Annotated in this window: 20 protein-coding genes; 8 read left to right on the top strand and 12 right to left on the bottom strand. The window is 68.5% G+C overall.

Annotated elements, in window-relative coordinates:
- The first annotated feature begins 8 nt into the window (after positions 1-8).
- Positions 9-767 carry a DeoR/GlpR family DNA-binding transcription regulator gene (locus tag FHR72_RS25440; protein ID WP_183474068.1) on the top strand — a complete coding sequence of 253 codons (759 nt, stop codon included), beginning with the start codon at positions 9-11 and terminating at the stop codon, positions 765-767.
- Here FHR72_RS25440 and FHR72_RS25435 read toward each other — a convergent pair.
- From FHR72_RS25435 to FHR72_RS25425, 3 genes are read right to left on the bottom strand one after another with little or no spacing between them, the layout of a single operon-like run.
- Complete coding sequence (locus FHR72_RS25435) at positions 754-1,407, bottom strand: SGNH/GDSL hydrolase family protein (protein ID WP_183474065.1); 654 nt, start codon at positions 1,405-1,407, stop codon at positions 754-756. The two genes, FHR72_RS25440 and FHR72_RS25435, sit on opposite strands and share 14 nt — an antisense overlap.
- A gap of 9 nt (positions 1,408-1,416) precedes the next feature.
- Positions 1,417-1,758: a hypothetical protein gene (locus FHR72_RS25430; RefSeq protein ID WP_183474062.1), complete on the bottom strand. Its 342-nt coding sequence runs from the start codon at positions 1,756-1,758 to the stop codon at positions 1,417-1,419.
- Between the two features lie 30 nt (positions 1,759-1,788).
- Entirely contained in the window at positions 1,789-2,706 is a 918-nt protein-coding gene (locus FHR72_RS25425; RefSeq protein ID WP_183474059.1) for an NAD(P)H-dependent flavin oxidoreductase, read from the bottom strand.
- Between the two features lie 77 nt (positions 2,707-2,783).
- On the opposite strand from FHR72_RS25425, the gene FHR72_RS25420 reads away from it, so the two are divergent.
- Positions 2,784-3,806 (top strand): NAD(P)H-dependent amine dehydrogenase family protein, encoded by a 1,023-nt coding sequence (locus tag FHR72_RS25420; protein ID WP_221194426.1) that lies wholly within the window; start codon positions 2,784-2,786, stop codon positions 3,804-3,806.
- Here the strand turns inward: FHR72_RS25420 and FHR72_RS25415 are convergent.
- Positions 3,797-4,174 (bottom strand): hypothetical protein, encoded by a 378-nt coding sequence (locus tag FHR72_RS25415; protein WP_183474053.1) that lies wholly within the window; start codon positions 4,172-4,174, stop codon positions 3,797-3,799. The genes FHR72_RS25420 and FHR72_RS25415 overlap by 10 nt on opposite strands.
- Positions 4,175-4,422: 248 nt before the next feature.
- Complete coding sequence (locus tag FHR72_RS25410) at positions 4,423-4,881, bottom strand: lipoprotein LpqH (protein ID WP_183474050.1); 459 nt, start codon at positions 4,879-4,881, stop codon at positions 4,423-4,425.
- 237 nt (positions 4,882-5,118) lie between these two features.
- Between FHR72_RS25410 and tgt the strand changes: the two genes are divergently transcribed.
- Both tgt and FHR72_RS25400 read left to right on the top strand, forming a co-directional pair.
- Complete coding sequence (tgt, locus tag FHR72_RS25405; RefSeq protein ID WP_396888523.1) at positions 5,119-6,342, top strand: tRNA guanosine(34) transglycosylase Tgt; 1,224 nt, start codon at positions 5,119-5,121, stop codon at positions 6,340-6,342.
- 65 nt (positions 6,343-6,407) lie between these two features.
- Entirely contained in the window at positions 6,408-7,649 is a 1,242-nt protein-coding gene (locus FHR72_RS25400) for a cytochrome P450 (RefSeq protein WP_183474044.1), read from the top strand.
- Here FHR72_RS25400 and FHR72_RS25395 read toward each other — a convergent pair.
- Genes FHR72_RS25395 through FHR72_RS25385 form a run of 3 tightly spaced genes read right to left on the bottom strand, consistent with a single transcriptional unit; the run spans position 7,639 to position 10,929 of the window.
- The gene (locus FHR72_RS25395; protein ID WP_183474041.1) at positions 7,639-8,640 is read right to left on the bottom strand and encodes an enoyl-CoA hydratase/isomerase family protein; all 1,002 of its coding nucleotides are present in this window, start codon (positions 8,638-8,640) and stop codon (positions 7,639-7,641) included. The two genes, FHR72_RS25400 and FHR72_RS25395, sit on opposite strands and share 11 nt — an antisense overlap.
- Positions 8,641-8,663: 23 nt before the next feature.
- The gene (locus tag FHR72_RS25390; RefSeq protein WP_183474037.1) at positions 8,664-10,010 is read right to left on the bottom strand and encodes a cytochrome P450; all 1,347 of its coding nucleotides are present in this window, start codon (positions 10,008-10,010) and stop codon (positions 8,664-8,666) included.
- The gene (locus FHR72_RS25385) at positions 10,000-10,929 is read right to left on the bottom strand and encodes an SDR family NAD(P)-dependent oxidoreductase (RefSeq protein WP_183474034.1); all 930 of its coding nucleotides are present in this window, start codon (positions 10,927-10,929) and stop codon (positions 10,000-10,002) included. The genes FHR72_RS25390 and FHR72_RS25385 overlap by 11 nt, the downstream gene beginning before the upstream one ends.
- 359 nt (positions 10,930-11,288) lie before the next feature.
- Here FHR72_RS25385 and FHR72_RS25380 point away from each other — a divergent pair, with 359 nt between their 5' ends.
- Genes FHR72_RS25380 through FHR72_RS25365 form a run of 4 tightly spaced genes read left to right on the top strand, consistent with a single transcriptional unit; the run spans position 11,289 to position 16,649 of the window.
- Positions 11,289-12,479: a thiolase family protein gene (locus FHR72_RS25380; protein WP_183474032.1), complete on the top strand. Its 1,191-nt coding sequence runs from the start codon at positions 11,289-11,291 to the stop codon at positions 12,477-12,479.
- Between the two features lie 11 nt (positions 12,480-12,490).
- Positions 12,491-14,701: an MMPL family transporter gene (locus FHR72_RS25375; RefSeq protein WP_183474134.1), complete on the top strand. Its 2,211-nt coding sequence runs from the start codon at positions 12,491-12,493 to the stop codon at positions 14,699-14,701.
- Positions 14,698-15,642 carry an SDR family NAD(P)-dependent oxidoreductase gene (locus FHR72_RS25370; protein ID WP_183474030.1) on the top strand — a complete coding sequence of 315 codons (945 nt, stop codon included), beginning with the start codon at positions 14,698-14,700 and terminating at the stop codon, positions 15,640-15,642. Before FHR72_RS25375 ends, FHR72_RS25370 begins: the two co-directional genes overlap by 4 nt.
- 26 nt (positions 15,643-15,668) lie before the next feature.
- Positions 15,669-16,649 carry an NAD-dependent epimerase/dehydratase family protein gene (locus FHR72_RS25365; RefSeq protein ID WP_183474131.1) on the top strand — a complete coding sequence of 327 codons (981 nt, stop codon included), beginning with the start codon at positions 15,669-15,671 and terminating at the stop codon, positions 16,647-16,649.
- Positions 16,650-16,652: 3 nt separating this feature from the next.
- Here the strand turns inward: FHR72_RS25365 and FHR72_RS25360 are convergent, their stop codons facing one another.
- From FHR72_RS25360 to gluQRS, 4 genes are read right to left on the bottom strand one after another with little or no spacing between them, the layout of a single operon-like run.
- A complete protein-coding gene (locus FHR72_RS25360; protein WP_183474028.1) occupies positions 16,653-18,023 on the bottom strand; it encodes a flavin monoamine oxidase family protein in 1,371 nt (456 codons plus the stop codon).
- A 25-nt stretch (positions 18,024-18,048) separates the two neighbouring features.
- On the bottom strand, positions 18,049-18,813 hold the full coding sequence (locus tag FHR72_RS25355; RefSeq protein WP_183474026.1) for an amino acid ABC transporter ATP-binding protein: 765 nt from the start codon (positions 18,811-18,813) through the stop codon (positions 18,049-18,051).
- A complete protein-coding gene (locus tag FHR72_RS25350; protein WP_183474024.1) occupies positions 18,810-20,279 on the bottom strand; it encodes an ABC transporter permease subunit in 1,470 nt (489 codons plus the stop codon). Before FHR72_RS25350 ends, FHR72_RS25355 begins: the two co-directional genes overlap by 4 nt.
- 44 nt (positions 20,280-20,323) lie before the next feature.
- Positions 20,324-21,196: a tRNA glutamyl-Q(34) synthetase GluQRS gene (gene gluQRS / locus FHR72_RS25345; RefSeq protein WP_311736254.1), complete on the bottom strand. Its 873-nt coding sequence runs from the start codon at positions 21,194-21,196 to the stop codon at positions 20,324-20,326.
- Positions 21,197-21,210 lie beyond the last annotated feature (14 nt).

The raw sequence follows: 21,210 nt of genomic DNA, 5'->3' as shown, positions 1-21,210 counted from the left end.
CTGCGTTGGTGGATTCCGATACCCGCCAGAGCCGGATCGTCGAGTTCGCCCGTACCCGCGGGCGGGTCGACGTGGCCTCGCTCGCCTCCGAGCTGGACGTGGCGAGCGAGACGATCCGGCGTGATCTCAAGGTGCTCGCGGGCCGGCGACTGCTCAAGCGCGTGCACGGCGGCGCGGTGCCGATGGAAACGGCGGCCTTCGAGTCGGGTGTCGAGTACCGCAGTCAGGTCGACCTCGCGCAGAAGCACCGGATCGCCGGGGCCGCCGCAGGACTGCTGCACGGCGCCGAGACCGTCTACCTGGACGAGGGGTTCACCCCCCGGCTGATCGCCGAGCGTCTCGCCGAGGAAGACCTGACGGTGGTGACGTCGTCGCTGCTGGCCGCCGAGGCGCTGGCCCACAGTCGGACGGTGACGGTGCTGCTGCTCGGCGGACGGATGCGGGGGAGAACGCTCGCGACCGTCGACCACTGGGCGGTCGACATGCTCTCCGGCCTCGTCATCGACGTGGCTTACCTTGGCACCAACGGGATCTCGCTCGAGCACGGGTTGACGACGCCGGATCCTGCGGTGGCCGCGGTCAAGAGCACGGCTGTGGCGGTCGCGCGCAGGCCGATCCTGGTCGCGGCGCACTCCAAGTTCGGGGAGAGTAGTTTCTGCCGCTTCGCCAAGGTGTCCGAGTTCGAATCCATCGTCACCGGTGCAGAACTCGGGCCGGGCGAGGCGCGGCGCTACGAGGCGCTCGGCCCGGTGGTCATACGAGCGTGAGGACCTTCTCGGCCAGCGCGCGGCCGAGGTCGAGGTTGTTCTGTTCGGTGAAGTGCAGGCCGTCGACGCCGTCGGTCGAGATCACCGAGCCCGCGTCGAAGAACGGCACCTTGGCGAACGACGCCAACGCTTCGTAGACCTCGGCCAGCCGTGCCGACTTCTCCTGGCTGCCCTCGAAGATCAGCTGGAACCACGGGTGCGGCATCGGAGGCAGCGGTGGCGGGGACACCACCAGGACCTGCGGTGCCGGATACGTGGTGCCGACCCCGCCGCCACTGGTCAGCACCTGGGTCACCAACAGCGACATGCCCAGCGCGATGTCCAGTGGGGTGCGGCGGAAGTAGGCCTTGGTGTCGTTGGTGCCCAGCATCAGGATCACCAGGTCCAGCGGCAGATGGCCGGCCAGACACGACGGCAGGTACGCCGACCCGTTCAGCCGCGGGTCGGTGGGGTCGTCGGCGTTGGTCGTGCGCGCCGAGAGGCCCTCCTCGATGACGACGTAGTCCGGGCCGAGTTCCGCGGCCAGTACGCCGGTCCACCGCGTGTCGGCGGGAAAGCGTTCGGTGGGCATGCCGTCGGCGACCGGAATCCAGCCCCAGGTCAGCGAATCACCAAAGCACAGAATCCGTTTCGCGGTCATGGCATCACGCTAGTCCTCGATGATCGAGTCCGCTTCGTCATCGCCGGGAACGCGCTGCTTCTCGTCGTCGTCGACGACGGTGAAGAACGAGTCGCCGTCCTCGGGCGTCCCGTCGATCTGCCCGTAGGTGCGCCGCGTGGGCCTGTCGTCCTGCGGATCCTCGTCCGGCATCACATCGGGCACTTCGGCCGCGAGCTGTTCGTCGAGCGTCTGGTGTTCCTCGGCTTCGATCCACCGATCGGGCGGGTCGACGACAATGTCTCCGTCGTCGTTGCGGACCTCGTCGGAGTCCAACGATTCACTGGGGCTCAGCGTGTCGTCGGGGCCGCCCTCGTCGTAGTCACCGTCCATGGCTACGAGTGTGCCCCATCGCCGGTGTGCTCAACCGAGCCGAGTCCTCGTCTCGTCGAGGACGGCCTGGATCTCGCCCCACGTCCGGCGGACGATCTCGGCCGCCGGTTGCAGGTCGGTGATGCGCGAGGACACCTGCCCGGTGTTGGCGACGCTGGCGTCGAGGTCCCCGCCGAAGTACAGGTCGGTGATGCGGCCCAGCAGCTGCGCCGTCGGGTCATGGTCGCCGATGCGGGCGGCCAACCCGGTGCGCAGCACACGCATCGTCGGGTTGCCCGGGACGTCGAGAAGGACCGTGCCCGCATCGTCGGCCGCCACGATCGCGTCCTTGAAGTTCGCGTGCACCAGCGCCTCGACGCTGGCGAGCATGCGCGTGCCCATCTGCAGCCCCTCCGCGCCGAGGACGACCGCGGCCGCCGCCGACCGCGCATCGCAGATGCCGCCGGCGCAGATCAGGGGCAGGTCGACACGTTCGGCGACCAGAGGTAGCAGCACCATCGTCGAGGCGCCCAGCGAGGACTTGAACCCGCCGCCTTCGACACCTTCGACGACCAGTGCGTCCACACCGGCGTCGGCGGCCTTCAGCGCGCCCTTCAGCGAGCCGATCACGTGCACCACCGTCATGCCGGCGTCGTGCAATCGCCGGGTGAACAGCGCCGGGTCACCCGCCGAGGTGAAGACATGGCGCACCCCGGCCGAAGCGAGGACATCGACGATCGACGGGTCGCGCTTCCACCCCTGAATCATCAGGTTCGCCGCGACGGGCCGGTCGGTCAGTTCGCGCACCCGCAGCAGGTCGGCGCGGCCCTCGTCGGTCAGCGTCTCGATCATGCCGAGCCCGCCGCCCTCGGACACCGCGGCCGCGAGTTCCGCACGCGCGATGTAGGTCATCGGAGCCTGGACGACCGGGTACTCGACGCCGAGCAGATCCTGTACACGATTGGTCACGGGCGTAACCATAATACTGCTACCGTCGCCCTGTGTATCGGGTGATTCAGTGGGGCACAGGCGCTGTCGGCTCCGAGATGATGACCGCAGTCCTGGATCGTCGCGTCGACCTCGAACTCGTCGGCGCGAAGGTCTACACCGAGGACAAGAACGGCGTCGACGTGGGTGAACTGCTCGGCCGCTCCCCCGTGGGGGTGAAGGCCACGATCGACGTCGAGGAGATCCTCGCGCTGGACGCCGACTGCGTGCTCTACACCCCGCGCACCGCGCGGGTCGACGACGTGTGCGCGATCCTGGCCGCGGGGAAGAACGTCGCGACGACGGCGTTCCTGTTCCATCCCCGCAGGATGGCCGCGACGGACCGCGACAGGGTGTCGGCAGCCTGCGAGAAGGGCGGAACCTCGGTGCACGGAAGCGGCCTCAATCCGGGCAACCTGTCCGGTGTGCTGCCGCTGGCGCTCTCGGGCATGAGCCGCACGATCGAGACGGTCACACTGCAGGAGCGTGCCGACTGGTCGGTGTACGAGAGCACCGGGATCACGTTCGACAACATGGCTTTCGGTGAACCGGTGGACAGCATCAGCCCGACCGCCACCGACTTCCTGGCGTTCAACAGCTCGATCTTCACCGAACAGGTCTGGCTGGTCGCCGACACGCTGGGCGCGGACCTCGACGAGGTGACAGCATCCGTGGAAGCGGTTGCGGCACAACGCGATCACCAGATCTTCGACCATGTGCTGCGGGCGGGGACCACCGCCGGGCAGCGCTGGAAGTGGTCGGGCCGGCGCGACGGGCGCACGCTGGTCGAGATCGAGACGCTGTGGACCGTCGGCAACGAGTACCCCGCGCACTGGCCCACCCCTCGGCACGGCTGGACGCTGACGATCGAGGGCGACCCGTCGATGCAGGCCCACTTCGTCTCACTGGCCAGCTTCACCCGGCCCGCCAGCATGGAGGAACACGTCAGGTCGGCCAACGTGGCGACCGCGATGCAGGTGCTCCATGCGGTGCCCGCGCTCTGCGCAGCGCCCCCGGGGTTCGTGACGTCAGCGATGCTGCCGCTGATCTACCACCCGGCGGCCATGCGGCGTCAGCCGTAGAACATCACGTAGAAGTCCGCGCTCCAGGCCCCGCCGTCGCATTTGAGCGGAATCCCGTCCGGGCTCTGGGCGACACCCGTGGCGTCGGCGCACGGCGAGCGCAGGGTGCGGACCCCGACGAGCGGCGGCGAGGACACCCACGTGCTGCGGGAGTTGCACGCCAACGTGTTCCCCGACCCGTCGAAGCCGAAGTTGTAGTGAGTGTTCTGGTTGCAGTGCTCACCCAGCTGCGCCTCGGTGTTGACGTACGGCACGCAGTCGGCGCCGTCGCACGTACTCGGCGACGCTGAGGACACACCGGCACCGAACCCGAACAGCGGTGCGGCCAGGAATCCACCGGCGATCGCCGCCGCAGCCATCAGCTTCATGGCGTACACCCTAAGACCTGGACCGGCCCTCGCGGGCACGCTTGCCCGCATTGCCACCCCGGCATCGCGCGCGGCGCGCGGCCCGGACCGTGAAATTGCTGGTCGGCGAGGTGAACGCCGACTCCCGCACCGCCGGCCACGACCAGGCGGGAGGCCTGATCGGTCCGGCCGTCGGCGAGCGTGGCCCCGGCCGGATCCGGCGCTGCGGCAGTCGGCGACACCCCTTCTCGTCGAACCGTCGGACCTGCCTAGGGGCAGGTCACCTCGATCTCGAACGGCTTGTTGACCGGCTGCATGGGATTGGCCATGTCGACGCCGGTCGCCGTGCCCGAGATCTTGTAGGTCTTGTCGTCCTTCTCGACCTTGGCGTCGCCCTGGCCCACGCCGCTCTGGTAGCCCAGGGTCACGCCGTTGACGTTGCCCAGGCCGACCGAGACCACGCTCGGGTCGTCGCCGGTGCTGACCACCGCACCGATGCCCGTGGTGGCGTCGCCGATCGCGATGTTGGTGTTGCCGCCCATGTCGGAGCACACGACGGTGCCCTGCACTTCCTGGTCGGTGCCGTCGATCGTCACGGTGCTCTTGCCCTCGGCGGCTGCGGCCTGCGAGGTCTCTCCTGATGTCTCCGACTTGTCCGATCCACAGCCCGACAGGCCGGCGATGAGCATCGCTGCGCCACCCACAGCGACGAGGATGTTGCGGTTCATCAGGGTTCTCCTTTGTGTCGTGCGATTCGCCCCGACCGACGAATCATCTCGTGCAGTATGGCCATACCGACCGAGATTTCAAGGCCAAATGGGCGTCAGCACGCGATCTTGATCTGAAAGTTGCCCGATGTACGAAACTCGGAGCGGCGGTGCCGAACCCGTCCGCGGCCTCGGCGGCCGGGAGCCGTCGAGAGAACACAGTGCAGAATCGACGGCGTGAGCGAGCCGTTTTTCAGCGTGGAAACCCGACTGCCGGGAGGGCTCGGTCGCACGGGAACCATCCGTACGCCCCACGGTGACATCCACACCCCGGCCTTCATCGCGGTCGGCACCCAGGCCACCGTCAAGGCCGTCCTGCCCGAGACGATGAAAGAGCTTGGGGCGCAGGCCGTTCTGGCCAACGCGTACCACCTCTACCTGCAGCCGGGCCCCGACATCGTCGACGAGGCCGGCGGCCTGGGCGCGTTCATGAACTGGCCGGGGCCGACGTTCACCGACAGTGGCGGGTTCCAGGTGATGTCGCTGGGCGTCGGGTTCAAGAAGGTCCTCGCGATGGACACCGAGCGGGTGCAGGCCGACGACGTGATCGCCGAGGGCAAGGAGCGGCTGGCCCATGTCGACGACGACGGGGTCACGTTCCGGTCCCATCTGGACGGTTCGACACACCGGTTCACCCCGGAGGTGTCGATCGGCATCCAGCACCAGCTCGGCGCCGACATCATCTTCGCTTTCGACGAACTGACCACGCTGGTGAACACGCGGGCCTACCAGGAGAGCTCGGTGCGACGCACCCACGAGTGGGCGGTGCGCTGCCTGGTCGAACACCGGAGGCTGTCGGAGATCCGCGCGCACAAGCCGCCCCAGGCACTGTTCGGTGTGGTTCAGGGGGCCCAGTACGAGGACCTGCGCAGGCAGGCGGCCCGCGGTCTGACCGAGATCGGACGCCATGGGGGGCCGGCCGAAGGGCTGAGCTTCGACGGTTACGGCATCGGGGGAGCGCTGGAGAAGCAGAACCTCGCGACGATCGTCGGCTGGGTGAGTTCCGAACTGCCCGAGGACAAGCCGCGTCACCTGCTCGGCATCAGCGAGCCCGATGATCTGTTCGCCGCGGTCGAAGCGGGGGCCGACACGTTCGACTGCGTGTCACCGTCGCGGGTGGCGCGCAACGCCGCGGTCTACTCGGCCGACGGGCGCTACAACATCACCGGCGCGCGCTACCGCCGCGACTTCACCCCGATCGACGCCGAGTGTGACTGCTACACCTGCGCGCACTACACCCGCGCCTACCTGCACCACCTGTTCAAGGCCAAGGAGCTGCTCGCCGCGACGCTGTGCACGATCCACAACGAGCGGTTCATCGTTCGGCTTCTCGACGACATCCGGGCCTCCATCCCGGCGGGGCGCTTCGTCGAGCTGCGGGAGCACGTCCTGGGCCGGTATTACGCGGCGAAGCCCGCGTGAGGACCGGTGCAGCGAAGACCGTCGGCTGACCTGGGCAGTTCTTCAACGCGTGCACAATAAGGAGCATGACGACCGCCGCGGATCCGCAGCCGCTGCTCCTCCAGATGCTGGATCCGGCCCAGCGGGCCGACCCCTACCCGGTGTTCGCGCAGATCCGGGCCCACGGTCCCATGCAGCTGCCGGCCAACAACCTGACTGTCTTCTCGACGTTCGCCGACTGCGATGAGGTGCTGCGTCACCCCGACGCGGCCAGCGACCGGCTGAAATCGGCGATCGCGCAGCGGGCCATCGCGCAGGGGGAGGAGGCCAGGCCGTTCGGTCCGCCGGGCTTCCTGTTCCTCGACCCACCCGACCACACCCGGCTGCGCCGCCTGGTGAGCAAGGCGTTCGTGCCGAAGGTCGTCAAAGCGCTGGAACCGGAGATCGTCTCGCTCGTGGACGGGCTGCTCGCCGATGCGGGCGGCACGTTCGACGCGATCGGCCGGCTGGCCTACCCGCTTCCGGTCGCGGTGATCTGCCGGTTGCTCGGCGTACCACTGGAGGACGAGCCCCAATTCAGTGCCGCCTCAGCACTGCTCGCGCAGTCGCTGGATCCGTTCCTGACGGTGACGGGGGAGGCCGGTAACGGGTTCGAGGAACGGATGCAGGCCGGCTATTGGCTGCGGGACTACCTGCGTGCGTTGATCGCTCGCCGTCGCACCGATCCCGGCGACGACCTGATGTCGGCGTTGATCCACGTCGAGGAGTCCGGCGACCAACTGTCCGAGGACGAGATCGTCTCCACGTGCAACCTGCTGCTGGTCGCCGGACACGAGACGACGGTGAATCTGATTGCGAACGCGATCCTCGCGCTGCTGCGCACCGACGGCCAGTGGTCGGCGCTGGCGGCCGATCCCGGCCGTGCCGGCGCGGTGATCGAGGAGACGCTGCGCTACGACCCGCCGGTGCAGCTGGTGGGCCGGATCGCCGCGCAGGACATGACCATCGGGGCAGGTGCGGGCAGCGGACGGGCGGTCACGGTGCCGAAGGGCGACAACATGCTGCTGCTGACCGCAGCCGCCGGTCGCGACGCGAACGCAGCCGAACGGCCCGACGACTTCGACCCGGACCGCGCGACCATCCGTCACCTCGGCTTCGGCAAGGGGCCGCACTTCTGTCTGGGCGCCCCGCTGGCGCGGCTGGAGGCCACCGTCGCGCTGACGGCGCTGACGTCCCGGTTCCCGAACGCGTCGCTCGCCTCTGAGCCGACGTACAAGCCGAACGTAACGCTGCGCGGAATGGATGGACTGTCGATCTCTACCGGGTGACCGGTTCGTCCGCGTTGTCACCGCCGGCAGGTCCGCGGTGACCGACGCCGTCGAGCCACGGTTCGATCTCGGTGACGAACGGGCTGTCGCCGAGGCGGTTCACGTCGGCTTCGAAACCAGCTGCGACGGTGGCCTTCTCGGGATTCGCCCCGGTGGAGATGAACGCCGCCAGTTCGACGTCGAGTGCGGCTGACAGTGTGCGGGCGTTGGTGAGATACACGGCGCGCTTGAGGGCCGACACCGCGTGAGGTGAGCGGCGGGAGAGCCGCCCGGCCAGCTGGCGTGCCTCGGTGAGGAGATCGTCGGCGGCGCTGATCCGAGTGACGATGCCCAGTTCCAGTGCCTCCTGCGCGGTCAGCGGACGTCCCTCCACCATGTGCTCCAGCGCCCTGGCCTGACCGATCATCCGGGCGAGCCGCTGCGTTCCGCCGCCGCCAGGGATGAGGCCGGCAAGGATCTCGATCAGGCCGATGCGGACGTGGTCGGCGTCCGAGGCCAGTCGCAGGTCGCACGCGAGGGCCATCTCGAACCCGCCGCCGAGCGCCACACCGTTGATGGCCGCGATGTAGACCACGCCCGAGCGGTTCATCCGGAGATTCGTCCGCTTGAGCAGCGTGCTGTAGACGATGCCCGAACCCCACTCTCCGCCCCGCTTTTCGGTCATCGTCCGCACTGCCGGGATGCTCAATGCCAGATTGTTCGCGCGGATCGACCACCGCAGCACGCGCTGCGGCAGCGGAGGGGCCGTCATCTCGAAGAACAGCCGGACCTGTTCGGGTTCGCTGTGCGAGATGAACTTGTCTCCTGTGCCGGTGAGTATCACCGCGCCCACGGTGGGATCGCGGTCGACTGCAGCACTGAGTCGGTCCATGTCCTTGACGAGCCGCAGCGAGAGGAAGTGATTGGGTGGGTCGGAGAACACCGCGGTGAGCACCCGTCCGTGCTGGGTCAGCGTCAACGTCTCCAGCGCGAGGCCGGCTGCGGACTGCATGCGGATCTCCTCCGTCGGGGCCCTCAGGCGCGGTGCGAAACCTTCGCGGGAATGGGACCGTCCGGCACGATCGTCAGCGGCGCACTGATCGGGAACGTCTCGGTGGTGGAACCGATCTCGATAGTGCGCATCACCGCCGCGAGCTCAAGCGCGGCCGCGGTGAGTGCGAAATGCTCGCCGATACACGAGCGTGGGCCGCCGCCGAACGGCAGGAATTGCCAGCGGTCGTGGCCCCTACTGTTCTGCGCGGTGAAGCGTTCGGGGTCGAACGTCAGCGGATCCGCCCACAGCTGCGGATCACGATGCAGGGCATAGACTCCCACCACCAGCTGGCTACCGGAGGGGATGCGGTGGCCGTCGACCTCCATGTCGGTGCGCGCGACGCGCATGATGGCCGGCGTCGGACCGCCCAGTCGCAGGGCCTCCTGCAGCACGCACATCGTGTACGGCAGGCACGCCCTCGGATCCGACGTCAGCGACGCGTCGTCGAGGTCACGGACCTCGGCGGCAACCCGTTCCTGGATCTCCGGGTGACGTCCCAGCGCCCACAACGCATAGGCCAACGTCGTGGCGGTCGTCTCGAGTCCTGAGGCGAGGAAGATGACCAACTCGTGGCAGATGTCTTCGTCGCTGAGCGGTTCGCCGGTCTCGGGGTCGGTCGTGTCGAGCATGGCCCGGACCAGTGGGGCGTCGCGGTCGGGGTCCTGCCGGCACGCGAGCAGGATCTCGGCGGCAAGGTCGTGGGCCAACCGGTTGAACGCGACGGCGTGCCGTCGTGCCGGCGTCGGCACCCACCGGGGGAGCTTCACCGGCGCGCGTCCGCGGGCGGCGATGTAGGCGCTGATCCTGCGCATCGGTTCCACGAGTTCGTCGGTGTCCCGGTCGGGTTCGAAGGCCATGATGGACCGGCCCAGGACCCGCATGGTGATGCGCCGACTGTCCCGGTCGAGATCGACCGTTCCGTTCTCGCCCCAGCCGGAGACGCAGTCGAGGGCGATCCGGAACATGGTCTCGGAGAGCCGCGAGATCTGCTGGCGCGTGAACACCGGCTGCAGCATCCGTCGCCTGCCCACCCAATCCCTGTGTGCGAAGTTCAGCAGCGAGCCGCCGTTCAGCTGCTGCTGTTCGGTCATGAACGGGAAGTTGCGGTCGACGGTGGGGAAGGTCGCCGTCAGCACGTCACGCGCCCCCTGCGGTGATGTCACCACCACGAACGGCGGCAGCATCCAGCGGGGCGCGATCTCCACCTCGGTCACCGGGCCCCCCGCGTCGCGGAAGATCTCGCAGCCGGTGTGGATGTCCTGGAGAGCCGCGATGCGCTTGCGGTAACTCAGCGGGGACTTCGGCAGTGGCCGCAGGTCAGACGTCATGCGAGACTCCGGTATACCGCTGCGCTGCGGACCACGTGCGTTCCATGAGATCCGAATCAGAGGCGCGCGCAGCAGCTTTGACGGCGGTGGGCAGCCCGCGCATCCCGAAGAGCCGGTCAGGGCCGTAGTACCCGGCCGGTGTCACGCCCTCGGCGGCCGCGGCATAGGCGATCGAGAGCGCGCCGACCTCAGGGGGCTGACGGAACAGTGCGCACGACGCCCTCCAGAAGACGTCCCCCCACCACCTGCCCGAGTGCATCCCGGCATCGGTGTCCGCCCAACCCGGTTGCGCGGCAACGGCGATCTTCGAACTCCCTGTTGAGTCGAAACGGCGCTGTAGTTCGTTGGCGTACAACAGATTGGCGAGCTTGGACTGGCAGTAGGCGTCGAACGAGGAGTACCTGCGCGATTTCCACGTCGGATCCTCGGGAACGAAGTCCCCGAAACCGGGCCGGCCACAGAATTCGTGGGCGCGGCTGGTGATCACCACGACGCGGCGCTGGACTCGGTCGAGAAGCTGCCCGATGAAGGCGAAGTGGCCGAGATGATTGACGCCGATGTGTTGTTCGAAGCCGTCCGCGGTGAGTCCCCACGGGGCGTGGCAGACGCCGGCCACAGCGATGACCGCATCGACGGGTCCGGACGCCTGCGCCGCCGCCGCGGTCGCGTCGAGGTCGGCGAGGTCCAGGGGGAGGACCTCGGCCCCCGCTCCGATCGTGCGGGCGACCTCGTCGCCGCGGTCGGGCCGCCGGCAGGCCAGGATCACCCGCGCACCCGCGTGGGCGAGATGGGCTGCCGTGGCAGCACCGAGGCCACCGTTTGCCCCGGTGATCAGGAAGGTGCGCCCGGTCTGGTCGCCGACGTTCCTGTCGAACCAGTGCTGCGCCCACCGTGACGGATCCGGCGAACTCGGTGGCACGGGTGGCCCCTTCCGCTGCAGCTGTCGGACAGGAACGGGGCCCTAGGTTGCATAGTCGGTGAATAGGCACCGGACACAGGCTGTTCTGATCCCCGCCAGCATCGTTTTATAACAGGTTCTAGTTGACACGTCTACCTCTCGGCGGAAAGTCCACGCGCAGCTCAATTTCGAGCCCAGCTAACTAGACGGGTGCCGCTAGAACGTGTTACAACTCGATGCGTCTGCGACGGTCATCGATATGACGGGCGCGGCAATAACGGGCAGGCCGGGGCCACTGTGTCCGGGGGCGTCAGGGCGCTTGCCGGGAGGGCGACCGGGCCCGCCGCCGGGGTGCACATGGTGAAGGGTAGGGAACAGCGATGCCGGAGTCACGACCCCATTCGATGCCTGATGCGGTGATCGTCGCGTACGCGAGGACGCCGTTCACGCGTTCGCTCGTCGGTGGCCTGGCGAAGGCCACGGAGTTCGAACTCGCCAGCGCCGTGATCCGCGGCGTCATCGACCGCAGCGGGGTCGACCCCGCCGTCATCGACACCATCGTGATGGGTGAGGTGCTGCAGGGCGGCGGATGCATCTCGCGGTACTGCGCCCTCGATCTCGGATTGCCCGTCGACATCCCGGCCTACGACGTGGGCGGGTGGTGCACGTCCGGGATGGTGGCGATGCACCAGGCCGTCGCGAGCATCCGGGCCGGCATGGCGCGGTGTGTGATCGCGGGGGGCCTCAACACTCCGTCCCAATCTCCGCTCGCAGGGCCGCATTTCGCTAGCACCGGCATCACCGACACGCCCATAGCGCCGATGCACCCGGGTATCGGGGAGATGCCGGCGCTCGACCTGGCGTTGATGCTGGGGGAGGGAACCGCGAGGCAGTTCGGATTGAGCCGCGCCGAGGTCGACGACTGGGCGGCCCGCGCCCATGAGCTGGCCTGTGTCGCGAGCGAGGGCGGGGTGCTGGATGCCGAGAAGATCGCGGTCGACGTCGCCGGCCGGCAGGTCTTCACCGACGAACTGCCCTCGCGGGATCTCACCCAGGAGACCCTGGCCGCGATGGACTCGTTCCTGGGACAGGAGTGCACGGTCACGCCCGGGAATCAGACCGGCCTCACCGACGGCGCTGCGGCGGTACTGATCTGCGAACGGGAGTTCGCCCTCGCCCACGGGATGCAACCGCTGGCGGAGATCACCGGATGGTCCGTGGTGGGGTCGGCGCCCGAGGCGGCCACCGAGGCGACGGTGACCGCAACGCGGCGGGCACTGGACGTCGCCGGGGTGGGTCTCGACGAGGTGGACCTGTTCGACGTCCACGATTCGTACGCGTCGATCGGCGTGGCCTACGAACGCTCACTGGACATCGACCGCACGCGGCTCAACGTCCACGGCGGAGGCCTGGCGCTCGGACACCCGTACGGGGCCTCGGGAACTCGCGTGGCGAGCACCCTGATCAACGAGTTGCAACGACGAGGCGGTGGCGTGGGCGCGGGGGCCATCGTCAGTGCCGGCGGACTGGGCGCCGCGGTGATCCTCAACGTGCTGCCGCCGACGGCGTGAGGGGTCCTGCGGTGCTCGACACGCTGGCACGACTCGCCATCGCCGCACCCCGACGGGTCCTCGCAGCAGCGGTCGTACTGATGGCTGTGGCAGGGGTGCTGTCGGCGCCTGTGGGATCGATGCTCTCGGCGGGCGGCTTCACCGACCCCGATGCGCAGTCGAATCAGGCCAACCGTGTCCTGACCGAGGAGTTCGGCCGGGGCTTTGTGAATTTGAACCTGTTGGTCACCGCGGAGCAGCCGGTGACGTCACCTGCGGTCCGCGGAACTATCGACCAGGTGGTCGCCGAACTGCGGTCCAGCGAGCACGTCGCGCGGGTGCTGTCGCCGACCGAGACCGCGGATCCGGTGGCCGCGGGTCTGGTGAGCCGAAACCACGATTCGGCACTGGTGATCGCGTATCTCGACGGTGACGAGAGCACCGGGATCGCGAACTCGGGCGAACTCGTCGAGCGGTTCGTCGGAGAACGTCCACCCGGCGTCACGATCGCGGCCGGCGGACCCGGCGCCGTCTACGGCCAGGTCAACGAACAGGCGCGCAAAGACCTCACCTGGAGTGAGGCGATCGTGCTGCCGCTGACCTTCCTGGTGCTGATCTGGGTCTTCGGCGGAGTGTTCGCGGCGATGGTGCCGTTGGCTGTCGGCGCGTTCGCGATCTCCGGGTCGGTCGCCATCCTGCGACTCATCGCAGAATTCGCCGAGGTGTCGGTCTTCGCCCTGAATCTGGCAGTGGCCATGGGATTGGCGCTGGCCGTGGACTATTCGCTGCTGCTGGTGAGCCGGTACCGGGAGGAGGCAGCAGAGGGTTCGGACCCCCGCGACGCGTTGAGACGGACCATGCGCTCGGCGGGACGCACCGTCGTCTTCTCTGCGGCCACCGTCGCGCTGTGTCTGGCCACCATGGTCGTGTTCCCGATGTACTTCCTGAGGTCGTTCGCCTATGCCGCGGTGTCTGTGGTGGCCCTCGCCGCGGTCGCTGCGCTTGTCATCACCCCGGCAGCGATCTCGGTGGCCGGTCACCGGATCGGCAGACCGGGGAAGCAGAAGGTACTGACCGAATCCCGGTGGTACACCTGGGCGTTGTCGGTGATGCGGCGGCCGTGGCTGGCCGTGGTGGTCACCGTGGTCCCCCTCATCGTCGTCGGATTACCCTTCCTGGACGTCAAGTTCGGCTTTCCCGACGATCGGATCCTGCCGACCTCATCGCCGGCGCGGCAGGTCGGCGACCAGATCCGGCAGGACTTCACGCAGGATGCGGGCCTCCCGGTGCACATCGTGCTGCGCCACGGTGACGGTTTCGGCGGTGCCGGCGACGTCGACGCCTACGCGGCACGGCTGTCGCAGGTGCCGTCCGTCGTGGCCGCGGTCGGGCCGGACGCCACCTATGCGCAGGGCCGCGCTGTGGGTCCGAGCGGCGGCGAATCGGCCGTCGGCGACCAGAACAGCTTCCTGACGGTCACGAGTACCACCGAACCGTTCAGCCCCGAGTCCGACGAGTTGTTGGACCGCCTGCACGCCGTCCCGCCGCCGGCCGGGACCACGCCCCTGTTCACCGGCGCCGCACAGTCGAATCGCGATGGCGTGGAATCGATCTCCTCACGCCTTCCGCTTCTGCTCGGATTGATCGCCGTCGTCATGTACATGCTGCTGTTCATGTTGACCGGTAGCGTGATCGTCCCGCTCAAGGCGCTGATCCTCAACGCTCTGTCGTTGACGGCGACGTTCGGGGCGCTGGTGTGGATCTTCCAGGAGGGGCACCTGGGTGGCCTGGGGACCACCGTGGTGGGCACCCTGGTGTCCACCATCCCTGTCCTGATGTTCTGCGTCGCCTTCGGATTGTCGATGGACTACGAGGTTTTCATCATCGCCCGGACCCGGGAGTTCTGGCTGGCCTCCGACGGATCGGACGACGCCAGCCGCAAGGCGGTCGCCCTGAGTCTGGCCGGCACAGGGCGGATCGTCACCGCCGCGGCGTTGGTCATGGCGATCACCTTCGCCGGTCTCACCGCATCGCAGGTGTCGATGCTGCGGATCTTCGGCTTCGGACTCGCGGTCGCGATTCTGGTGGACGCCGTCCTCATCCGTTCGGTGCTGCTGCCCGCAGTCATGGTGTTACTCGGCCGGTGGAACTGGTGGGCACCGAAGCCGCTGGCACGTCTCCACGCAACCTTCAGTGCGCGTGAGTCGCACCCTGCCACTGCGGCTGTCGGGACACCGTCATGACCGCCCGCAGTCTCCTGTTGACGGGCGCCACATCAGGATTGGGCCTGGGTCTCGCGCGCCGTGTCGTCGGGCGCCCCGGATGGCAGTCCGTGCTCCTGGTGCGCAATCACGAGCGAGGCCGGGTTCTTCGCGACCTGCTCGGCGACCGTTTCGACGAAGATCGCGACCAGATCGTCATCTGCGAGCAGTCCAGCCTCGACAGTGTGCGTGCCGCGGCGCGCGACATGGGCCGGCTCATCGAGACGGGGCTGGTGGCGCCGCTGAGCACCGTCGTGCTCAACGCCGCCATCCTGCGCAACGACGCCACCGAGCTCAACGCCGACGGCGTCGAGCTGACCGTGGCCACCAACCTCTTCGGGCCGCACACATTGCTGGCGCATCTGAGCCCGCATCTGGCATCCGACGCGCGGGTCCTCATCGTGGGGTCCCCCACGATCCAGCAGACATGGTTCCAGCGCGCTGCAGGGGTGAAACCGGCGTCCTGGAAGCCGTTGTCGGAGCAGTGTCTCCCCAGCGAGGACGGCGTGGGTGCCTACGCACGGACCAAACTCGGACTGTTCTACCTCGCCTGTGCGGTCTCGCGACTCGTTCCGGCCGGTATGGCCGCCGCCTACTTCGACCCCGGCGTCATGCCCGGCACCAACATCCTTCGAGAACGGCACCGGGCCAGCCAGATCTACTGGCTCAAAGTGCTGCCGTACATCGCCTGGACATTCGGGGGAGTCACCGTCGGACGGGGCTCACGCGTGATGGAGCCGTACGTGGTGCACACCAAATCCCTGGGCGAGCGCGGGTTCCTGGCGGTGAAACGGCGGAAGAGGCCACCGACGGTCGACGTCGCCAGGGTCCGCGAGTACTTCGACGACGCCAACGAGATCTGTGATGTCGGGCCCGGCGATACCGCGCCGTGGTGGCACCGACGCGATCGCCTGCCGGGGTAGCGGTGGCCGCGCGCAGATCACTGGTGATGGGTGCGAGTGGATTTCTCGGTTCGCATGTCACCCGCCAGCTCGTCGAACGCGGTGACGATGTCCGGGTCATGCTGCGGCACAGCAGCTCCACCCGCGGTATCGACGATCTGCGCGTCGAGCGGCGCTACGGGGACATCGGCGATCGTGAGGCCGTGCGGGACGCGATGGCCGATCGCGAAGTCGTCTTCTACTGCGTCGTCGACGCGCGGGCGACCCTGGCCGACCCCGCGCCGCTGACGGCCACCAATGTCGTGGGCCTGCAACATGTCCTGGAGCTGGCGATCGATGCGAATCTGGAGAAGTTCGTCTTCCTCAGCACCATCTGCACGATCGCGGTGAGCGAGGACGGCAGGCCGGTCACCGAGGACATGCCGTTCAACTGGTCCGAGAAGTGCGGCGATTACGTCCGCACCCGCTTACGGGCCGAAGAACTCGTCCTCGACGCTGTCCGCTCCCGGGACCTTCCCGCCGTGTTGATGTGCGTCTCCAACACCTACGGGCCCCGCGACTGGCAGCCGACACCGCACGGATCTGTGGTGGCCCGGGCCGCGTCGGGAACCATGCGCGCCTATGCCCGAGGGGCGGCCGCCGAAGTGGTGGGTGTCGAGGACGCTGCCCGTGCCATGCTGCTGGCCGCCGAACGCGGTCGGCCCGGCGAGCGGTACATCATCTCGGAGAGCTACATGTCCCTCAAGGACATCCTGTCGATCGCGGCGGACGAAACAGGCGTTCGTCGCCCGCGGATCGCGGTGCCCATGGCGATGCTCTATGCCGGCGCCTCTGCGAGCCGGCCGCTGCGGGCACTGCTGCCCCGCAGGATCACCCCGTTTCTCGACGTCGTGCGGCTGCTGGATGTGACCTCACCCGCCGACCACGGCAAGGCCGAGCGGGAACTCGGATGGAGTCCGGCGCCCACCGCAGACGCGATCCGGCGGGCGGCGCGGTTCTACGTCAAACACCGGCCGCACTGCCGCTGAGCGCTAACCCGTGAGTTCGGCGATGACCTCACGGGCGGCGCGTTCGCCGGCTTCGACGGCGCCCTCCATGTAGGCGCTCCATTCGGTGGCGGTGTCGGTGGAGGCCCAGTGGATCGAACCGATGGGCTCGGCCAGCGCGGCACCGTAGGTCGTCCACACCAGCGGCCCGCAGTTCGCGTTGTAGCACCCGCGGGTCCACTGGCGGTTGCCCCATTCCCCGTCGATGTAGTGCAGCGGCTGGGCGGCCCGATCACCGAAGTGGCGCACCAGTTCTGCCGTGAGCGCGCCGCGGCGATCGTCCTCGGACCAGCGGCCGTGGGTGCGGGCCTGCTCGCCTTCGAGGAACAACAGGATCACCCCGTGGTCGTCGTCGAGAACGCAGGTGTCGTTCGACATCCGGGCCGGACCGACGTCGGAGATCAGCTGTCCGTTGAGGCCGTCGGCCCGCCAGAAAGGTTCGTCGTAGACGAAGAACGCCTTCATCGCCGCCGAATTCGGCATGCGCTGCGTCAGCTGGTCGCGGTACCCCGACAGCGGCGGGTCGTACATGATGCGGCCCGCCAGTGTCGGGGAGATCGCGACGATGACGCGGCGCCCCTCGGCGGTCCGTCCGCCGCGGCAGTGTGCCGTGACCCGGTCGGGGCTGTGCTCGATGAGCTGCACCGGCGCCTCCATCACGAGATGTTCGGAGAGCATCGCGGCCAGCCTGTTCGGGATCTCGGCGGTCCCGCCGACGAAGCGGGTGGTCTGCGCCCCGCCTTCGGACTCGGCGAAGAGTTCGGCGGTGACACCGCACGTCTGGATCGTGAACAGCAGATGCAGGAACGACACCTCGACGGTCGGCACGGCCAAGATGCCGACGGTGCAGATCTCCAGCAGGGTGCGGGCCACCGGGGACAGGCCCTGTGCGTCGTACCACGCGCCGGCGGTGATCGAATCCCATTCGACGGCGTGCGGCGCCGTCCACGGCGTCGCGGGGGACACCTCGGCGGCGAGCTCGTCGAGGCGGCGCAGCACCTTCTCCAGTTCGGCGAGTTCGTCTCCGAACCGGTCGTGAAAGTCGTTGCCCCGCAACACACCGGTGTCGGCGATCTCGTAGGACGTCTCGCCGTCGTCGTACTGCGCGTAGGTCTGCACGCCGAGTTCGGCGGCCAGCGCGAACATCCGATGATGGGTGTCGCCGATCCACTGCGCGCCGAGTTCCATCGGCAGCCCGCCCAGCTCCTCGGTGAGGATCCGGCCGCCGACACGGGTGTCGGCCTCGAGGATCAGCGGCGTCAGGCCGGCCTGTAGGACGGTGCGCGCGGCGATCAGCCCCGACAGTCCCGCTCCGACGATGAGGACGTCCGCCGTCCCGGCTGATGGGGTTGCCATGATCGACACCTTCTCACGGCCGCCCCTACAGCGGGTTGAGGATTCGCTGCAAGAACTGGCGCGTCCGCTCCTCTTTCGGCTCCCCGATCACCGCGGCCGGCGGCCCCTGCTCGAGGATCACGCCCTGATCGGTGAACAGCACCTGATCGGAAACCTGCCGGGCGAACTGGATCTCATGGGTGACCACCATCAGGGTCCAGCCCTGCACGGCGAGATCCTTGATGACCCCGAGTACCTCGCCGACGAGCTCAGGGTCCAGGGCCGAGGTGGGCTCGTCGAACAGCACCACTTTCGGGCGCAGCGCCAGCGCGCGGGCGATGCCGACGCGTTGCTGCTGGCCACCCGAGAGCTGGAACGGGTAGCGGTCGCGCTTGTCGCGCAGCCCGACCTGGTCGAGCAGCTCGGCCGCCTCGGCCTCGACCTCGTCGCGCGGCCGCTTCTGCGCCACCAGCGGTCCCTCGGTCACGTTCTGCAGAACGGTCTTGTGCGGGAACAGGTTGTGTGACTGGAACACGAAGCCGCTCTGGGCGCGGTAGCGGCGCAGCTGATCCTTCGGCACCGGCGAGGCGAAGTCGATCTCGACGTCGCCGACCTGGATCACGCCCGCATCCGGCACGTCGAGCGCGTTCAGGGCGCGCAGCAGGGTCGTCTTGCCGGAACCAGAGGGCCCGATCACCGCCGTGGCCGTCCCACGGGGCACGCTGAACGAGACACCCTTGAGGACCTGCAGCTCACCGAAGGACTTGCGGACGTCGCTGGCGACGATCCTGTTCTCCACGCTCGTCGTCATCGGGCCACGTACCTCTCGAGTCGGTGTTCGAAGCGGGCCTGCCCGAACGACAGCACCAGGCAGATCACCCAGTAGTAGACGGCGGCGGTGCCGTAGAGCGCGAAGAACTCGAACGTCGGCGCGGCGATGATCTGGGCCTGCCGCAACAGTTCGGTCACCAGGATCGTCGATGCCAGCGAGGTGTCCTTGACCAGGGAGATCAACGTGTTCGACAGCGGCGGCACCGCAACCCGCGTGGCCTGGGGCAGGATGATGCGCCGCAACGTCCCGGCGTAGTTCAGCCCGATCGTCTCGGCGGCCTCCCACTGCCCCTTCGGGATGCTCTGGATCGCCGAGCGAATGATCTCGGCGGCGTACCCGCCGACGTTGAGCGAGAACGCGATCACCGCCGCCGGGAACGGGTCGATCCTGACGCCGAACTCGGGCAGCGCGAAGAACACGATGAACAGCTGCACCAGCAGCGGCGTCCCGCGGATGACGGAGATGTAGAAGCGGGCGACGTTCGACAGCACCAGGTTCGACGACAGCCGCGCCAACGCGACACCGAGCGCGATCACCAGGCCGATGACGAAGCTGATGATCGTCAGCGGAATGGTGGCTGTCAGCGCCGCTTTCGCCAGCGGCCACAGGTTGTCGAGGACGAGCTGCCACGCCGAGCGGGGCTGCGCCGCGGGGGCGTCCGCACCGCCGGAGGCGTTGGCCTTCAGGTACTTCTGCGAGATCTCGGCCAGCGTCCCGTCGGCCCTGAGCTCCTCGATCGCCGCGTCGAGATCTTCGAGTAGCCCGCTGTTCTTGCGGGCGGCGAAACCCTGCTCGCTCTTCTCCCCGGTCGTCGCGGCGATCTTCACCGCGGTGTCGTTGGTCTCGGCGAGGTAGGCGTAGATCGAGAGGCTGTCGTTGACCACGACGTCGACCCGCCCCTGGCTCAGCAGAGCCATCGCCTGGGTGAGGCCCTCGACGGATTCGATCTGCGCGCCGTTGTCCCGGGCGACCTGCGCCCAGTTGCTCGTGGTGTTCTGGGCCGCGCGCTTGCCCCTGATGTCGGCCAGCGAGGTGATCGAGTTGTCGCCCGCGCGGGTGACGACGACGCCCTCACCGATCGAGTAGGGCTCCGAGAGGTCGTACTTCTCCTGCCGTTCGGGGGTGATGGTCACCTGGTTGGCCACCACGTCGAATCGGTTGGCCTCCAGCGCGGCGAACATCGAGTCCCACGGTGTCTCGACGAATTCGACGTTCGCACCCAGCTTTTCGCCGACCGCACGTGCGACGTCCACGTCGTAGCCGGTGAGCTGACCGGTCGCCGGGTCGTGGTAGCTGAACGGGGCGTACACACCCTCGGTGCCGACGCGCAGGACACCGCTCGACTCGACGGGATTCTCACCCCCGCTCTGCCCGGACCCGCACGACGTCAGCAGGACCGCCAGCGCTGCGAGCACCGCCAGCAGGACTGTTCGTGGGTAGCGCATCGCCGGACGGTAGCAACCGGGGCGGCTCCGCCCAAGGGTTCTGCTCACCCGGGCCGGTATACCCAGGGTGCGCGAGGTAACCGCACCGGGTCGAATTCCTCCAGCATCCCCACCGGTGACCGGGCCCGATAGCCCAGGGAATCAGCGATCTGCGCCAGGGCTTCGTCGACGCCGATCTCGGCGAGCGTGACGGCGCCGTCGCGCTTGGCCAACCGCACCCCGGCGTCGTTGAGGACCAGCGGCACGTGGGCATACGAGGGAAGGGGGTGGCCGAGCAACTCGGCGAGATAGCCCTGCCGCGGCGAGGACGACAGCAGATCGTCGCCGCGCACCACCTGGTCCACTCCCGCGGCCGCATCGTCGACGACGACGGCGAGGTTGTAGGCCGGCACCCCGTCGCCGCGGCGCACCACGAAGTCGTCGACCAGCCCGGTGTAGTCGCCGTGCAGGACGTCGTGAACGGTGAACTCGACGGTGTCGGTGCGCAACCTCAGCGCAGGCGGACGGCCGGTCTCCGCACGCCGGGCGGCGCGCTCGGCCGCGGTGAGGTCGCGGCAGGTACCGGGGTAGGCGCCCTCGGGGGCGTGCGGCGCCCGCGGCGCCTGCGCGATATCTCTTCTCGTGCAGAAGCATTCGAACAGCAGGCCGCGCTCGTCGAGAGTCCGTACGACGGCGTCGTAGCGCTGCGGGTGCGACGTCTGCCGGGTGGCGGGCCCGTCCCAGTCGATGCCCAGGGCGGCGAGGTCGGCGAGCTGGCGGTCGGCGATGTCCGCGTGGGCGCGGTCGTCGAGATCCTCGACGCGCATGAGGAACCGCCTGCCCGTGGAGCGCGCGAACAGCCAGGCCAACAGCGCGGTGCGCAGATTGCCGATGTGCAGGTCCGCCGACGGGCTCGGCGCGAACCGGCCTGCGCTCACGGCCGTCTGTTCTT

The sequence above is a fragment of the Mycolicibacterium iranicum genome, from assembly GCF_014190915.1.
Taxonomy (GTDB): Bacteria; Actinomycetota; Actinomycetes; order Mycobacteriales; family Mycobacteriaceae; genus Mycobacterium; species Mycobacterium iranicum_B.
This window is presented reverse-complemented; position numbering and strand designations above follow the sequence as displayed.

What these genes read in the sequence shown, in the direction of transcription:
- FHR72_RS25435 (WP_183474065.1), bottom strand. Translation starts at nt 1,407, where the DNA reads ATGACCGCGAAACGGATTCTGTGCTTTGGTGATTCGCTGACCTGGGGC.
- FHR72_RS25430 (WP_183474062.1), bottom strand. Translation starts at nt 1,758, where the DNA reads ATGGACGGTGACTACGACGAGGGCGGCCCCGACGACACGCTGAGCCCC.
- FHR72_RS25420 (WP_221194426.1), top strand. Translation starts at nt 2,784, where the DNA reads ATGATGACCGCAGTCCTGGATCGTCGCGTCGACCTCGAACTCGTCGGC.
- FHR72_RS25415 (WP_183474053.1), bottom strand. Translation starts at nt 4,174, where the DNA reads ATGAAGCTGATGGCTGCGGCGGCGATCGCCGGTGGATTCCTGGCCGCA.
- FHR72_RS25410 (WP_183474050.1), bottom strand. Translation starts at nt 4,881, where the DNA reads ATGAACCGCAACATCCTCGTCGCTGTGGGTGGCGCAGCGATGCTCATC.
- FHR72_RS25400 (WP_183474044.1), top strand. Translation starts at nt 6,408, where the DNA reads ATGACGACCGCCGCGGATCCGCAGCCGCTGCTCCTCCAGATGCTGGAT.
- FHR72_RS25395 (WP_183474041.1), bottom strand. Translation starts at nt 8,640, where the DNA reads ATGCAGTCCGCAGCCGGCCTCGCGCTGGAGACGTTGACGCTGACCCAG.
- FHR72_RS25390 (WP_183474037.1), bottom strand. Translation starts at nt 10,010, where the DNA reads ATGACGTCTGACCTGCGGCCACTGCCGAAGTCCCCGCTGAGTTACCGC.
- FHR72_RS25380 (WP_183474032.1), top strand. Translation starts at nt 11,289, where the DNA reads ATGCCGGAGTCACGACCCCATTCGATGCCTGATGCGGTGATCGTCGCG.
- FHR72_RS25370 (WP_183474030.1), top strand. Translation starts at nt 14,698, where the DNA reads ATGACCGCCCGCAGTCTCCTGTTGACGGGCGCCACATCAGGATTGGGC.
- FHR72_RS25365 (WP_183474131.1), top strand. Translation starts at nt 15,669, where the DNA reads ATGGGTGCGAGTGGATTTCTCGGTTCGCATGTCACCCGCCAGCTCGTC.
- FHR72_RS25360 (WP_183474028.1), bottom strand. Translation starts at nt 18,023, where the DNA reads ATGGCAACCCCATCAGCCGGGACGGCGGACGTCCTCATCGTCGGAGCG.
- FHR72_RS25355 (WP_183474026.1), bottom strand. Translation starts at nt 18,813, where the DNA reads ATGACGACGAGCGTGGAGAACAGGATCGTCGCCAGCGACGTCCGCAAG.
- FHR72_RS25350 (WP_183474024.1), bottom strand. Translation starts at nt 20,279, where the DNA reads ATGCGCTACCCACGAACAGTCCTGCTGGCGGTGCTCGCAGCGCTGGCG.